Consider the following 14479-nt stretch of genomic DNA (forward strand, 5'->3'; position numbering starts at 1 on the left):
CGGTCTGATAATTCAGACCGTCAGATCTAGGGTTCGCCATACAGACCGATGAGTCGGCGCACCACGCCATTGGTCCAGCCAAAGCCGTCCTGCAACGGATATTCTCCGCCGCCGCCTTCGCGCGGCGCGGCGTCGGCGATGTGGTATTTTTCGATAAGCTTGTGGTGTTCCTGATAAAAGAGATTCACCGTTTTCAACCAGTTACGGGCGATTTCATCCCCGAGATGGTCGTCGCCGTAAAGTTTGAAACCCTGGATCGCCATCCACTGCAGCGGCGCCCAGCCGTTGGGTTTATCCCATTGCTCACCTGTTTCATGCTCCGTGGCTAAAATTCCTCCGGGGGTTAGCAGGCGGCTGCGGACCGCATTGGCAAGTCGGTCGGCTTGTTCATGCGTTGCCATGCCGACATACAGCGGCACAATACTGGCTGCAGAGAACAGGGCCATTTGTTCGCGCCGCCAATCGTAATCGCGATAGCAGCCGTTTTCATCGTCCCAGAGATAGCGATTCACCGCATCGCGGCGGTCATTGGCTTTCTGGCGAAACTGCGCTTCAGTGTCTTTGTCGCCTTTCAGTGCGGAAATATTGGCGATAGTGCTCTCCAGCTTGTAGAGGAACGCGTTCAGGTCAATAGGTATGAACTGAGTGGTGCGTATGCTGGCAAGACGGCCTGCATCGCGTAGCCAGCGCGAGGAGTAATCCCAGCCGGAGGCCGCGCCCGCGCGCAAATCCCGATACACTTCATTGGGTGGGCGACCCGAATGCTTGGCGGTTTCGACGTCTTCAAGCCACGACTCATCGCGCGGCGTATCACGATCGTCCCAATAGCGGTTGAGCAGGGAGCCGTCCGACATTCTGATCACGTGACGGTAGGCCTGGTTGAGTACCAGGGAATCTGCGCCATCCATCCAGAACGCGTACTCCATTTTTAGATGATCAAGGTAACGACGCGCGCCGCGTACGCCATCCTCTTCAAACAGTTCGACCATCAGCGCAAAGACCGGCGGCTGCGAGCGACTCAGGTAGTAAGTACGGTTACCGTTCGGGATGTGACCATAGTTTTCAATCATCCAGGCAAAGTTATCCGCCATACATTTCAGCAGATCTTCGCGACCGCTCTCCGCCAGACCCAGCATGGTGAAGTAGGAATCCCAGTAGTAGGTTTCACTAAAACGTCCGCCGGGCACAATATATGACTGCGGTAACGCCAGCAGCGAGGACCAGGGAATGTGGTCCTGTGGTTCGCGCGTCAGCACCGGCCACAGTTGATCGATATGCTCTTTCAACGAATTTGCCGGGTCAGAAACATATTCACTGGAGGGCGTTTCCGGGAGCCAGAAGTGGTTCTCGACGAAGCGTCGCAGATCAAAGTCGCGGTGGCGTTTAACCTTGCGATAGCGGATCAAAATATCCAGCGGATCCATTTTCGGCGCACAGTCGGGGAAGGTTTTGCTATCGGCAAACAGTTTCGACGACTGAACGTGTTCGAACAGCTCGAGGTAACGATCGGCGGGAGTTAACGCATCTGAGGCGGGTAACCCTTCAATCATCTCCGGTTCAGGCTCTGCCTCAATCATTTCATCCAGCTTTAACTCGCACGGATCCATTTCATAAAGCAGATCGATGTCGATCGTCATTTCTTCAGAAGGGGCGTGGGGTAGTTTCTGGTTGAGCATAATGCGAAAGACCTCCGATGGACGTTGAAAGATTAAGGCTATTGCCCGCTCGTCAATTAAGCGTAGACATTCGCTTCGGTATCTGGTGAGTAAAGCGTGCGGTCGATCACATTTTAGTGCTGCGCAATATCCAAAAAATAAATCTATCCCAATGAAAATAATGAATAATTCCGAATTCTGCGCAACCTGAAGATATTCCATTTTCAGAACATTCGATTGCAACGAGGTGTGAACACAACCTGGTAACGTTTAACTCTATAATAGGCACAGGCTATTCTATCGATAGTTCTCCTCCATGTAATTGCTTGATACTTATCAAAATAGTAATCCCCTCATTTCCTATGATGGTCAGGTCTGACAAAGACTGTCTATTAATTATTCTAATTTTCTGGGTCACAATAACTCACAACGGTGAGGGTAAAATAATGAAAATCATTACCCGTCTTACCGTGATTGCCATAGCTGGCGTCGCGATTTGTTATTTTGGATTATCCGGTTATGTGTGGTATCACGATAATCAACGGAGTAAACAGGCTGATGTTCAGGCCTCTACGCTGGAAGAAAATAATAAAGTACTAGGGTTCTTACGTGAAAAAGGATGCGATTATTGTCACACTCCTTCGGCTGAATTACCTTTCTATTCTTCTTTTCCCGTCGCTAAGCAGTTGATGAATTACGATATTCAACTGGGATACAAATCATTCAATCTGGAGGCCGTTCGTGCGGCGCTGGTCGCGGATAAACCCGTTTCGCAAAGCGATCTGAATAAAATTGAATGGGTGATGCAGTACGAGACTATGCCGCCGACGCGTTATACCGCACTGCACTGGGCTGGCAAGGTCAGTGATACGGAGCGAGCAGAGATCCTGGGCTGGATTGCGAAACAGCGTGAGCAGTACTACGCCAGTAACGATACTGCCACGCAGCATCGTAATGAACCTGTACAGCCGATACCGGAAAGCATCCCGACCGATGCCCGCAAAGTAGCGCTTGGTTTTACGCTTTACCATGACCCGCGTATTTCCGGCGATAGCACGATTTCTTGCGCGCACTGTCACGCCCTGAATGCGGGCGGCGTGGATGGCCGGAAAACGTCAATCGGTGTAGGCGGCGCGGTTGGCCCTATCAATGCGCCAACGGTATTTAACTCGGTCTTTAACGTTGAGCAATTCTGGGATGGCCGTGCGCCAACATTGCAGGCGCAGGCCGGTGGTCCACCGTTGAACCCTATCGAAATGGCGTCTAAATCCTGGGATGAAATTATCCAGAAACTGGACAAGGATCCGCAACTTAAGCAAGAGTTCATTGCCGTTTATCCGCAGGGATTCAGTGGGGATAATATTACCGATGCGATTGCTGAGTTTGAGAAAACGCTGATTACGCCAAATTCGCCGTTTGATAAATGGCTGCGTGGTGATGAAGCGGCCTTAACCGCTCAGCAAAAACATGGCTATCAGTTGTTTAAAGATAATAAGTGCGCGACCTGTCATGGCGGTATTATTTTAGGCGGACGTTCATTTGAGCCATTGGGGCTGAAAAAGGACTTTAATTTCGGCGAGGTCACTGCTGCAGATATTGGCCGCATGAACGTCACCAATGAATTACGTGACAAGCTGCGTCAGAAAGTCCCTGGATTGCGTAACGTTGCGCTGACTGCGCCTTATTTCCATCGCGGTGATGTGCCTACGCTCGACGGTGCGGTAAAACTGATGCTGCGTTATCAGGTGGGTAAAGAACTGCCGCAGGAAGATATCGACGATATCGTGGCATTCCTCGAAAGCCTTAATGGGGTATATACACCGTATATGCAGGGTAAATAATTTCTCTCTGGTCCAGATTCGGACGTAAAAAAACCGACTTCGCGTCGGTTTTTTTACGCTTCAGCCCGAGTTGGTGGTTCTGGCCGAAGTGAGAGTTCCATCATCTAACCCTTCAATCGTATTACCATACCGGTAGTATTGCAAGAATACGCTGGTTGTTTTGATTAAAACAACTGTATACTTATCCAGTTAGCTCTGAAGCATTTTCATTCCGGACGCGCGCTAAACGCTTTCTAAGTCCTGATCGGCTGTACGGGTGGTGCCGTTGGCCGATGCTCTGGCCGGAGTGAGAGTTCCATCATCTAACACTGGGACATGCGCCGTGACAGGCAATGGATGAGTAAGCGGAGGCATTCTCACTCCATCTGATGGAGAAAACGGGTGATTGATAAAGCAATCATCGTTCTGGGAGCGTTAATCGCGTTGCTGGAGCTGATCCGCTATCTGCTGCAACTGCTGAACTAATAGCGGAAACGTAACTAAGGGCAAAGAGCTAACCCCTCTTTGCCCTTTAACATTCCTGAAGCGCGATTAACGCATGGTGACAAACTCTTCAGATGCCGTTGGGTGAATGGCAACGGTGTTATCAAAGTCTTTCTTGGTTGCGCCCATTTTCAGAGCGACCGCGAAGCCTTGCAGCATTTCATCCATCCCAAAACCAATGCCATGAATACCGACAATCTTCTCTTCCGGACCGACGCAAACCAGCTTCATGCGGCACGGCTGACGGTGGGTGGTGACAGCGGTATACATCGCGGTAAACGATGATTTATACACTTTCACCTGATCATCGCCGTGCTGTTCGCGAGCCTGCTGCTCGGTCAGGCCCACGGTACCAATAGGCGGATGGCTGAAGACCACGGTCGGGATGTTGCTGTAGTCCAGATGCTCGTCCGGCTTGTTGTTAAACAGACGCTCGGACAGGCGGCGGCCCGCGGCAACGGCAACCGGCGTCAGCTCAACGGCCCCGGTGTTATCGCCGACGGCATAAATACCCGGCACGCTGGTGTTCTGGAATTTATCAACGACGATGTAGCCTTTTTCGTTGGTTTTCACGCCAGTAACCGCCAGGTTGAAGTTGTCGGTGGCAGGTTCACGACCGATCGCCCAAATCAGGCAATCTACCGTTTCGCTACGACCATCTTCCAGTTGCAGGGTCAGGCTACCATCAGCGTTTTTAACGACTGCTTTTGGTATCGCGTGAGTATGCAGAGCCGGGCCTTCGGCGTTCATCACCTCAACGAGCGTGTCGACGATCATCGGGTCGAAGCTGCGCAGCGGCGCGTGTTTACGCACGAACAGATGCGTTTCTGCGCCCAGACCGTTAATTACGCCCGCCAGTTCAACGGCGATGTAGCCTGCGCCAACAACGGCCACGCGTTTTGGCAGCGCGGGCAGCTCAAAGAAACCGTCGGAGTCGATACCATATTCCACACCCGGAATGCTCGGATGGCTCGGGCGACCACCGGTAGCAATCAAAATATGATCGGCAGTAATGGTTTCACCGTTCACTTCAATGGTTTTGGCATCCACAAAGCGGGCAAAGCCTTTAATCACATCGACATTATTTTTGCCCAGCACGTTGTCGTACGAGGTATGAATGCGATCAATATAAGCGGTACGCGTGGCGATCAGTTTATCCCAATCGAACTTATTGATGGTGGTGTCGAAACCGTAATCCGGCCCGTACATGTGGATTGCTTCGCGGACCTGTGCGGCATGCCACATCACTTTTTTCGGTACGCAGCCAACGTTAACGCAGGTGCCGCCTAGCTCTTTAGCTTCAATCAGCGCGCATTTCTGGCCGTACATTGCTGCACGGTTAATGGAGGCAATACCGCCGCTGCCGCCGCCAATAGCGATGTAATCATAGTGCTTGGTCATGACCGCTCCTTCATGTTCATTGTAGGGCGGAGAAGCGTTACGCCATCCGCCAAAATATTCGCGATTGTATACCTGAAATTAAAAGGTTCCACCGATGACTGCGATTACTCCGGCACGATCCAGCTTACCGACGTATGACCGGTTCCTGCCGGAACCAGTTTGCTGTGCAACCACGGCAGGACACTGTTCATCTGCTGCTCCAGCTTCCACGGCGGGTTTATTACAATCATACCGGACGCCGTCATGCCGCGCTGATCGCTGTCCGGACGCACCGCCAGCTCAATCTGCAGAATTTTGCGGATACCGGTGTCTTCCAGGTCGTGGATCATGCGTTTGATTTGCTGGCGCAGAACTACCGGATACCACAGCGCATAGGTGCCGGTTGCGAAACGCTTATAGCCTTCGTTAATACCGGTCACCACCGCCTGGTAGTCGCTTTTGATTTCGTAGGGGGGATCGATAAGGATCAGCCCGCGACGGGAAACCGGCGGTAATTTTGCTTTTAGCTGCTGATAACCATCGGCTTTGGCCACGCGTGCGCGCTCATCTTTCTGGAATTCGCCGCGCAGCAAAGGAAAGTCGCTCGGGTGCAGTTCCGTTAATTGCAGGCTGTCCTGTTCTCGCAGCAGCTGGCGAGCAATTAACGGAGAGCCGGGGTAATAGCGCAGTTGGCCGCTACGGTTGAAGTGCTTCACCACGCCAATGTAGGGTTCCAGTTCGGCAGGCAAATCGTCCTGCTGCCAGATACGGGCGATCCCTTCCAGATATTCACCGGTACGTTCGGCATGCTCACTGCTCAGCTGATAACGGCCTGCGCCAGCATGGGTATCCAGATAGAGAAACGGTTTTTCTTTCTCTTTAAGCGATTCGATGATCAGGCTCTGGACGGTGTGTTTAAGGACGTCGGCGTGGTTGCCAGCGTGATAACTGTGGCGATAACTCAGCATGGGTAAACGTGTTCCAGGTTATAAACGTAGGCCCGAAAACAGCGCAATATCGGGCGAAAATAAAGCGTATCGCCACAGTATACAGAAAAGTCGTCACTGCCGCGAAAGCGCAACGCCTGGCATTGAAATCCTCTACACTTAACCCCATTGTACAAATTAATATGCACAGCGCCGGATACGCGCTTCATTCACTCTTTTCAACAGGACCGCGCTAATGACCAATCCATTGCTGACCCCCTTCGAACTGCCGCCATTTTCTAAAATTCAGCCTGAGCACGTCGTGCCTGCCGTGACTAAGGCGCTGAACGATTGCCGCGAAAACGTTGAGCGAGTGGTTGCGCAGGGCGCGCCGTACACCTGGGAAAATCTTTGCCAGCCGTTGGCGGAAGTTGACGATGTGCTGGGGCGTATTTTCTCTCCGGTTAGCCACCTGAACTCGGTGAAGAATAGCCCGGAATTGCGCGAAGCCTACGAACAAACGCTGCCGCTGCTGTCTGAATACAGCACCTGGGTTGGACAACATGAAGGTCTGTACAAAGCGTACCGCGACCTGCGTGACGGCGATCATTATGCCACCCTGAACACCGCACAGAAAAAAGCGGTCGATAACGCGCTGCGCGATTTCGAGCTTTCTGGTATTGGTCTGCCGAAGGAAAAACAGCTGCGCTATGGTGAGATTGCCACCCGCCTGTCTGAGCTGGGCAATCTCTACAGCAATAACGTCCTCGATGCCACGATGGGCTGGACTAAGCTGGTGACTGATGAAGCGGAACTCTCCGGCATGCCGGAAAGCGCTCTGGCGGCTGCAAAAGCCCAGGCTGATGCTAAACAGCAGGAAGGCTACCTGTTAACGCTGGATATCCCAAGCTACCTGCCGGTGATGACCTACTGTGATAACCAAGGGCTGCGTGAGGAGATGTATCGCGCTTACTCCACTCGCGCGTCTGACCAGGGGCCAAACGCTGGTAAATGGGACAACAGCCCGATAATGGAAGAGATCCTCGCGCTGCGCCACGAGCTGGCACAGCTGCTGGGCTTTGAAAGCTACGCTTTTAAATCTCTGTCCACCAAAATGGCGGAAAACCCGCAGCAGGTACTCGACTTCCTTACCGACCTGGCGAAACGTGCCCGTCCTCAGGGCGAGAAAGAGCTGGCTCAACTGCGCGCCTTCGCGAAAGCAGAATTTGGTGTCGATGAGCTGCAGCCGTGGGATATCGCTTACTACAGCGAGAAACAAAAACAGCACCTCTATAGCATCAGCGACGAGCAGTTGCGTCCATACTTCCCGGAAAACAAAGCCGTTAACGGCCTGTTTGAAGTGGTTAAACGTATTTACGGCATTACCGCTAAAGAGCGCACTGATGTTGACGTCTGGCACCCGGAAGTACGTTTCTTCGAACTGTATGACGAAAACAACGAACTGCGCGGCAGTTTCTATCTTGACCTGTATGCCCGTGAACATAAACGTGGCGGGGCGTGGATGGACGACTGCGTCGGCCAGATGCGTAAAGCCGACGGTACGCTGCAAAAGCCTGTTGCCTACCTGACCTGTAACTTTAACCGCCCGGTGAACGGCAAACCCGCGCTGTTTACCCACGATGAAGTGATCACCCTGTTCCACGAGTTCGGCCACGGTCTGCACCATATGCTGACCCGTATCGAAACCGCCGGTGTTTCAGGTATCAACGGCGTGCCGTGGGATGCGGTCGAACTGCCGAGCCAGTTTATGGAGAACTGGTGCTGGGAGCCCGAAGCGCTGGCATTTATCTCTGGTCACTTTGAGACCGGTGAGCCGCTGCCCAAGGAGTTGCTGGATAAAATGCTGGCGGCGAAAAATTACCAGGCGGCGCTGTTTATTCTGCGTCAACTGGAGTTTGGCTTGTTTGATTTCCGTCTGCATGCGGAGTTTAACCCACAGCAAGGGGCGAAAATCCTCGAAACGCTGGCGGAAATTAAAAAGCAGGTCGCCGTGGTGCCGGGCCCAACGTGGGGCCGCTTCCCGCATGCCTTCAGCCACATTTTTGCTGGTGGCTATGCGGCGGGTTACTACAGCTACCTGTGGGCTGACGTGCTGGCGGCGGATGCATTCTCTCGCTTTGAAGATGAAGGGATTTTCAACCGTCAAACCGGACAATCGTTCCTCGATAACATTCTCACCCGTGGTGGTTCTGAAGAGCCGATGGAACTGTTCAAGCGCTTCCGTGGCCGTGAGCCGCAACTGGATGCAATGCTGGAGCATTACGGGATTAAAGGCTGATTATTCACGTGAAAATCTGCTTAGTAGATGAAACAGGCGCCGGAGACGGCGCCTTATCTGTTCTTGCCGCCCGCTGGAATCTTACGCACGATGAAGATAACCTGATGGCGCTGGTGATGACACCGGAACATCTGGAACTGCGCAAACGTGATGAGCCCAAACTCGGCGGTATCTTCGTGGATTTCGTTGGCGGTGCGATGGCCCATCGGCGCAAATTTGGCGGTGGTCGCGGCGAAGCGGTGGCGAAGGCGGTTGGCATTAAAGGCGATTACCTGCCGGATGTGGTTGATGCGACTGCAGGGCTGGGGCGCGATGCGTTTGTGCTGGCCTCAGTAGGCTGCCGCGTGCGAATGCTGGAACGTAACCCGGTCGTGGCGGCGCTGTTGGATGATGGCCTGGCGCGAGGGTATGCTGACCCGGAAATCGGTCCGTGGCTGCAGGAACGTTTACAACTGATCCACGCCTCAAGCCTGACGGCGTTAACCGATATCACCCCGCGTCCGCAGGTGGTGTACCTCGACCCGATGTTCCCGCATAAGCAGAAAAGTGCGCTGGTGAAAAAAGAGATGCGGGTGTTTCAGTCGTTGGTGGGGCCGGACCTGGATGCGGATGGGCTGCTGGAGCCTGCACGTCAGCTAGCCACTAAACGTGTAGTAGTGAAGCGCCCGGATTACGCACCGCCGCTGGCGGATGTCGCCACGCCGAACGCGGTAGTCACGAAAGGGCATCGGTTTGATATTTACGCGGGGACCGCGTAGTTTGTAGGCCGGATAAGGCGTTAGCCGCTATCCGGCATTACTGCTTAAACAAACGGTGCGTATGGGTCAGCCATCTCAAATGCGACGGCTCTTTCCGCTTTCGGCGGATAAATCAGTTCACTGACAATCGATACTTTCAGTTTCTTCGCTTCTGCGCGAGTGAGTTTGACCTGCTGATCCCATCCTTCGGTATACACCGCGCCCCACGCGCCGAGATCCAGACAGGTGACGTACATCTCCTGACGGTACGGTGAAGGTTCTACTCCTAGCAGGCTTGCAGCGGCGTTATTACCGGCAAATTTACCCAACAAAATAGCGTGCTGGCAGGTCATTAACGCATGGTTGCCTTTGTCATCGGTGGCGGCGTAGGCCACATCGCCAGTGGCGTAGATATCATCATGACCTAAGACCTGCAGATTGGCATTCACATGCAGGCGGCCCTGTCGATCGCGCGGGGCGTTAATCTGTGCTGTCAGGTTATTGGCCTGCACGCCGACGGTCCAGATAACTGTTTGAGAGGCAATAACCTGCCCATCTTTCAGCGTTACGCCGCCAGCATCCACGCTTTCTACTTCTGCATTTACCAACCATTCGATGCCCAGTTCAGCGGAGGCTTCGATTATCACGTCGCGTAATTCCTGGCTCCAGCGCCCGGCAGGCTGAGCACCGCGTTCAACTACGACCACTCTGGTCTTAGCATCGACACCCAGAATCTCACGCAGACGACCAGGCAATTCCAGCGCCATCTCAATCCCGGTAAAGCCGCCGCCACAGACCACCACCGTATTGCGAGCCTCACTTTCCGGCTGTAATGCCAGGTCTGTAATGTGCTGCTCCAGTGCGGTGGCGCTCTCGAGCTGGTCGAGGTCAAACGCATGCTCGGCTGCACCGACAACGGCGTCGCGGTTAACGTGACTCCCGCTGGCGAGTACCAGGCGGTCGTAGCGGCGCAGATGAATTTCTCCGTTGGCATCTTTCCAGCTCACCTCTTTAGAGTCCGGGATGATCTGCTCGACGTGACCTTGCAGGAAGTTGACGCCGGTAACGTCAAACAAGGGTTGCAGCGGGGCGACCAGGGTTTGTACGGCGCGTTCATAAAAGCGTGGGCGGACACGCAGCTCTGGCTGTGGTGCAATTACTGTAATATCAATGGCCTGCTGATGTTTATCCGCCAGTCGTGCGGCGCTTAATGCTGCCCACATACCGGCAAAGCCGGCGCCCACGATCAGAATTCGTTTACGCATTGGGGGGTTCTCTCTGGTGACTACGAATAATTTACTCGGATTTTATTTGTCGGAGTTAAGAATTGCAATGCGATCAGGATCCTTTTTGTCCTGATGTCGTAGGGTGTTTGGTTATCTATTTGATAAATATATGATTAAAGTTTTATATAAATATGGGTTGTGCTGCTGTCTGGAATGAATGAGACGAAAAAGCTACAATTAACTCAGATTCATTTTGGCTGAGATAAGAGAATGGCATTTTACAGTTCCGGGGTTGAGTACGGCATTCATAGCCTGATGTGTATGGTCGACAGCAAGGGCGACGCGCGGGATATGAGCGTGCGGGAAATTGCCGAGCTGCAAAGCGTGCCGTACGACTACCTGGCGAAAATTTTCACCCGTTTGTCGAAAGCGGGCCTGGTGCGCAGCATTGAGGGAAAGGGCGGCGGTTTCCAGTTGGCTAAACCTGCTGAACACATTACGGTGCTGGACGTGGTGAATGCCATTGATGGCGATAAGCGCATCTTTGAGTGTCGTGAGATTCGCCAACGGCTGGCGGTATTTGAGGAGCATCCGCCGGAGTGGGCCTGTGAAGGCATTTGTGGTGTGCGCTCGGTAATGGATATGGCTCAGCAGCGAATGGAAGAAGCGCTCGGTCAGCATACGATTCTGGATTTGGCACGCAAAATGTACCGTAAAGCGCCGGACACTTTTGTGGTCGAAGTTCAGGAGTGGATTAACGCGCGCAAAGGGTAGCGATTGAAAATGCCCGGTGCTCATCCTCGGTGAGAAGCGTTTTCCGCTGGCGTGATAAAACTGAAGTCTTAATCAACGCAATATCGTTCATGGTCATGTCCATTCATGATGACCTGTTTGTATAAACTACGCTCTTACAATGCAGGACTTAAAAGGCAAAAAAAAACCGCGATGTGACTCGCGGTTAATGTTAAAAAAAGCTTATTTACTGCTATCTGGCGTATTAATCATTCGGTTCAGCCAGGGCACCATAATCGCCATCACCACCGTGACAGCCAGGGTGACCAGGCCTATCTTACTGAAGACGTTGGTGTAGATCGGCAGAGTTTGCAGCGGGTCGGTGATGTTCTCCGGTACGGCAGTAAACGTGGCGACATACCCGCCCATCAGGAAGGCGGCGGCTTGCGTCAGGAACCACATCCCGAGAATAAAGCCCATCAGGTGCTGCGGCACGAGAGCGGCGACCATCGCCAGTCCCAGGGCACTAATCAGCAGTTCACCCAGGCTCTGGAACAGATATACCAGCACGATAAACCACGGCGATGTCAGCCCCTGCGCATCCGCAAACCACATCCCGGCAGCGGCTGCCGTTAGGAAGCCCAACGAGCACAGGAACATACCGAGCGTAAATTTCATCGGCATAGTCAGGTCTTTGCCTTTGTTTCCCAGACGGGTATAGATCGCGGCCAGTACCGGACTTGCCAGCACCACCCAGAACGGGTTCAGCGCCTGGAAGCTCACTGGGTTAATGGCGAAACCGAGAATTTCATGGTGCACGTTATTGATAGCAAAGAAGTTCAGCGATGTCGGCATCTGCGCGTACAGCACGTAGAACACAACCGCTTCCAGCATCAGGATGAAGGCCACGAACATCTTGTTGCGCCCGGTTTTATCCAGTTTGAATGCCTGACGGAAGAAGATGATAGTCACGGCAATCGACAAGACGATCAGCACCAGGTTGGCAATCTGCACGTTGTGCATCAGCCAGGCGCAGATAAATACCATCACTACCGTACCGGCCAGCACGTACAGTAGGTTACGGAAATTCAGCGGTTTATGGTCTGGCTCAGAACCGATATTTTTTACCATCCCACGGCAGGCAAAGTAGACCAGCAGCGCGACGATAAGCCCGGCCCCGCACAGGTTGTAGGTCACCGCGTAGCCAAACTTATCGGCAATCACCGGCGCCAGCGACAGCGACAGCAACGAACCGATGTTAATCGACATATAAAACAGGGTGAAAGCACCGTCCAGACGGGCGTCTTTTGGTGGATAGCATTTTGACAACAGGCTTGCCGGGTTGGCTTTAAACAGCCCGTTACCGACGGCAATGGTACCCAAAGCAATAAAGATCAGATCGGGCTTGAGCAGCGACATCCCGGTCATGAAGTAGCCGATTGCCAGCACAATGGCACCGAGAACCAGCGTGCGCTTGGTGCCTAACAGGTGGTCGCCGACGTAGCCGCCGATCGAGATCAGGCCGTAGACCAGCGCAGCAAAGGCACCAAAGGTGACAAATGCCTGTTCCTGTGAAAATCCTAGCTGCTTAACAAAGAATACCGCCAGGATGCCCTGAACGCCGTAATAGCCAAATCGTTCCCATAATTCCACAAAGAAGATCATGAAGAACGGACGAGGTTGCTGCAGCAAGCCCGTAGGTGCAGTTTTATTCATATTCCATCGCCTTTCAAAGCCATCCCGAAAAGTATGAACGCGTATGCTTAAACGCGCCGAAAAAGTCTTATTTTGTTATAGACTGCGGCTATTGGCCGCGAGAGTAGAGTATTATAGAGATGGTTTTCGATCCAATTAGTTGATCACACTAATTATGATTTGTTTGTTGGATTGATGTACTAATTGTGTCCGAATGATAAAAACAAAAACGCCCGCACAGGCGGGCGTTTACAGGCTTAACTACTTGCAGCAGGCCGGGCTATATCCCGGCGGCAAGTATTTTATGCTTCTTCGTCGTCACGCAGCGGAACAATCAACATGTCGACGTGGACGGTGTTGATCAGTTGGCGCGCGGAGGACATCAGTTTGCTCCAGAAATCCTGGTGGTGACCACAAACGACCAGATCCATGTCGTATTTTTTGATGGCATCAACCAGAACCTGACCCAGGTCGCCGCTACCGCTCAGGGTTTCGGTGATAGGGTAGCCTGCGTTGGTGGACAGCTCGGTTAACGCGTGGTGGGTTTCTTCAGAAATGCGTTTCTGCATGTCGCCCAGATTCACGTCGATAAGGCCGGTGTACAGGTCGGAATAGTTTACGTCAACGTGGATAAGGGAAACTTTAGCATTGTAAGGCCGCGCCATAGAGACCGCTTTTTCAACCAGAACTTTGCTTTCCGGAGAAAGATCAACCGCGATAAGAATGTGTTTATAAGCCATAGTGTTACTCCTTCCATAAGTTGTCGATGACTAGCCTGCTGGCGTTTCTCTGCCGCCGCGTCATCCGCGTCCTGCGAACCTTGTGCGCGGGGCTAGCCCAGTCGTAAAAACGTACCATATAAGGACTATCCTTACATTATAGCGACCAGAATAATCCGTCAATCCGCCTTGCTTGCCAAGCAGTTAAACAAATTTTTTAGTTAATTGCATTGATAGCGATTAACCTTCTGGCAAAAAAATTAACTAATCTCCTACACTATCTAGAGGGGCGTTCGAATGCGTGATACTAATACGAACGGTTTCTTCAGTACTCTTCACTGAATGGTTTGGCAGGGTATCGGGGAGCGGTAGTCCCGGAAAGGAGTTCCGTGGGCGGGTCGCCGGGGAGGGGGTATGATAAGCACCATTGCATTGTTCTGGGCTTTATGTGTCGTTTGCATTGTTAATATGGCGCGCTATTTTTCTTCGCTACGCGCACTGCTAGTAGTACTTCGTGGTTGCGATCCATTGCTTTACCAGTATGTAGATGGAGGGGGCTTTTTTACCTCGCATGGGCAACCGAACAAGCAGATGCGTCTGGTGTGGTATATCTACGCTCAGCGTTACCGCGATCATCATGATGATGAATTTATTCGCCGCTGTGAGCGGGTTCGCGGTCAGTTCATTCTCACCAGCGCGCTATGCGGCCTGGTGCTAATCAGCATGGTTGCGCTGATTATCTGGCACTGATTCCAACGACAGATACAAAAAAAGCGGGCCAGTTTC

The 14479-nt window shown here is 52.7% G+C and carries 12 protein-coding genes; 6 read left to right on the forward strand and 6 right to left on the reverse strand.

Annotation, left to right across the window (positions count from 1 at the left end):
* Window positions 1-26: 26 nt before the first annotated feature.
* Entirely contained in the window at window positions 27-1676 is a 1650-nt protein-coding gene (locus HV237_RS01100) for an alpha,alpha-trehalase (RefSeq protein ID WP_029139724.1), read from the reverse strand.
* 425 nt (window positions 1677-2101) lie between these two features.
* Between HV237_RS01100 and HV237_RS01105 the strand changes: the two genes are divergently transcribed.
* Window positions 2102-3496 carry a cytochrome-c peroxidase gene (locus HV237_RS01105; protein ID WP_016157700.1) on the forward strand — a complete coding sequence of 465 codons (1395 nt, stop codon included), beginning with the start codon at window positions 2102-2104 and terminating at the stop codon, window positions 3494-3496.
* A 381-nt stretch (window positions 3497-3877) separates the two neighbouring features.
* On the forward strand, window positions 3878-3961 hold the full coding sequence (dinQ, locus tag HV237_RS01110; RefSeq protein ID WP_003837776.1) for a damage-inducible type I toxin DinQ: 84 nt from the start codon (window positions 3878-3880) through the stop codon (window positions 3959-3961).
* A 66-nt stretch (window positions 3962-4027) separates the two neighbouring features.
* On the opposite strand, the gene gorA is transcribed toward dinQ, so the two are convergent.
* Both gorA and HV237_RS01120 read right to left on the reverse strand, forming a co-directional pair.
* Complete coding sequence (gorA, locus tag HV237_RS01115) at window positions 4028-5380, reverse strand: glutathione-disulfide reductase (protein WP_047358193.1); 1353 nt, start codon at window positions 5378-5380, stop codon at window positions 4028-4030.
* Between the two features lie 104 nt (window positions 5381-5484).
* The gene (locus HV237_RS01120; protein ID WP_016154881.1) at window positions 5485-6327 is read right to left on the reverse strand and encodes a 23S rRNA (adenine(2030)-N(6))-methyltransferase RlmJ; all 843 of its coding nucleotides are present in this window, start codon (window positions 6325-6327) and stop codon (window positions 5485-5487) included.
* A 214-nt stretch (window positions 6328-6541) separates the two neighbouring features.
* On the opposite strand from HV237_RS01120, the gene prlC reads away from it, so the two are divergent.
* Window positions 6542-8584: an oligopeptidase A gene (gene prlC, locus HV237_RS01125; RefSeq protein ID WP_046274490.1), complete on the forward strand. Its 2043-nt coding sequence runs from the start codon at window positions 6542-6544 to the stop codon at window positions 8582-8584.
* 8 nt (window positions 8585-8592) lie between these two features.
* The gene (gene rsmJ, locus HV237_RS01130; RefSeq protein WP_047358192.1) at window positions 8593-9342 is read left to right on the forward strand and encodes a 16S rRNA (guanine(1516)-N(2))-methyltransferase RsmJ; all 750 of its coding nucleotides are present in this window, start codon (window positions 8593-8595) and stop codon (window positions 9340-9342) included.
* A 44-nt stretch (window positions 9343-9386) separates the two neighbouring features.
* Here rsmJ and HV237_RS01135 read toward each other — a convergent pair whose 3' ends face one another.
* The gene (locus tag HV237_RS01135; protein WP_047358191.1) at window positions 9387-10586 is read right to left on the reverse strand and encodes an NAD(P)/FAD-dependent oxidoreductase; all 1200 of its coding nucleotides are present in this window, start codon (window positions 10584-10586) and stop codon (window positions 9387-9389) included.
* A 231-nt stretch (window positions 10587-10817) separates the two neighbouring features.
* Here HV237_RS01135 and HV237_RS01140 point away from each other — a divergent pair, with 231 nt between their 5' ends.
* Window positions 10818-11321 carry an Rrf2 family transcriptional regulator gene (locus tag HV237_RS01140; protein WP_016154877.1) on the forward strand — a complete coding sequence of 168 codons (504 nt, stop codon included), beginning with the start codon at window positions 10818-10820 and terminating at the stop codon, window positions 11319-11321.
* Between the two features lie 201 nt (window positions 11322-11522).
* On the opposite strand, the gene dtpB is transcribed toward HV237_RS01140, so the two are convergent.
* Both dtpB and uspA read right to left on the reverse strand, forming a co-directional pair.
* Entirely contained in the window at window positions 11523-12995 is a 1473-nt protein-coding gene (dtpB, locus tag HV237_RS01145) for a dipeptide/tripeptide permease DtpB (RefSeq protein ID WP_019078104.1), read from the reverse strand.
* A 281-nt stretch (window positions 12996-13276) separates the two neighbouring features.
* The gene (uspA, locus tag HV237_RS01150; RefSeq protein WP_003023368.1) at window positions 13277-13714 is read right to left on the reverse strand and encodes a universal stress protein UspA; all 438 of its coding nucleotides are present in this window, start codon (window positions 13712-13714) and stop codon (window positions 13277-13279) included.
* 393 nt (window positions 13715-14107) lie between these two features.
* Here uspA and uspB point away from each other — a divergent pair, with 393 nt between their 5' ends.
* Window positions 14108-14443 (forward strand): universal stress protein UspB, encoded by a 336-nt coding sequence (gene uspB, locus HV237_RS01155; protein WP_003023371.1) that lies wholly within the window; start codon window positions 14108-14110, stop codon window positions 14441-14443.
* The last annotated feature ends 36 nt before the right edge of the window (window positions 14444-14479 follow it).

The organism is Citrobacter sp. RHBSTW-00570 (assembly GCF_013739755.1).
GTDB lineage: Bacteria > Pseudomonadota > Gammaproteobacteria > Enterobacterales > Enterobacteriaceae > Citrobacter > Citrobacter braakii.

Coding starts and splice junctions, on each gene's coding strand:
- prlC (WP_046274490.1), top strand. CDS start 6,542: ATGACCAATCCATTGCTGACCCCCTTCGAACTGCCGCCATTTTCTAAA.
- HV237_RS01100 (WP_029139724.1), bottom strand. CDS start 1,676: ATGCTCAACCAGAAACTACCCCACGCCCCTTCTGAAGAAATGACGATC.
- HV237_RS01120 (WP_016154881.1), bottom strand. CDS start 6,327: ATGCTGAGTTATCGCCACAGTTATCACGCTGGCAACCACGCCGACGTC.
- HV237_RS01135 (WP_047358191.1), bottom strand. CDS start 10,586: ATGCGTAAACGAATTCTGATCGTGGGCGCCGGCTTTGCCGGTATGTGG.
- HV237_RS01140 (WP_016154877.1), top strand. CDS start 10,818: ATGGCATTTTACAGTTCCGGGGTTGAGTACGGCATTCATAGCCTGATG.
- HV237_RS01105 (WP_016157700.1), top strand. CDS start 2,102: ATGAAAATCATTACCCGTCTTACCGTGATTGCCATAGCTGGCGTCGCG.
- gorA (WP_047358193.1), bottom strand. CDS start 5,380: ATGACCAAGCACTATGATTACATCGCTATTGGCGGCGGCAGCGGCGGT.
- dtpB (WP_019078104.1), bottom strand. CDS start 12,995: ATGAATAAAACTGCACCTACGGGCTTGCTGCAGCAACCTCGTCCGTTC.
- uspA (WP_003023368.1), bottom strand. CDS start 13,714: ATGGCTTATAAACACATTCTTATCGCGGTTGATCTTTCTCCGGAAAGC.
- uspB (WP_003023371.1), top strand. CDS start 14,108: ATGATAAGCACCATTGCATTGTTCTGGGCTTTATGTGTCGTTTGCATT.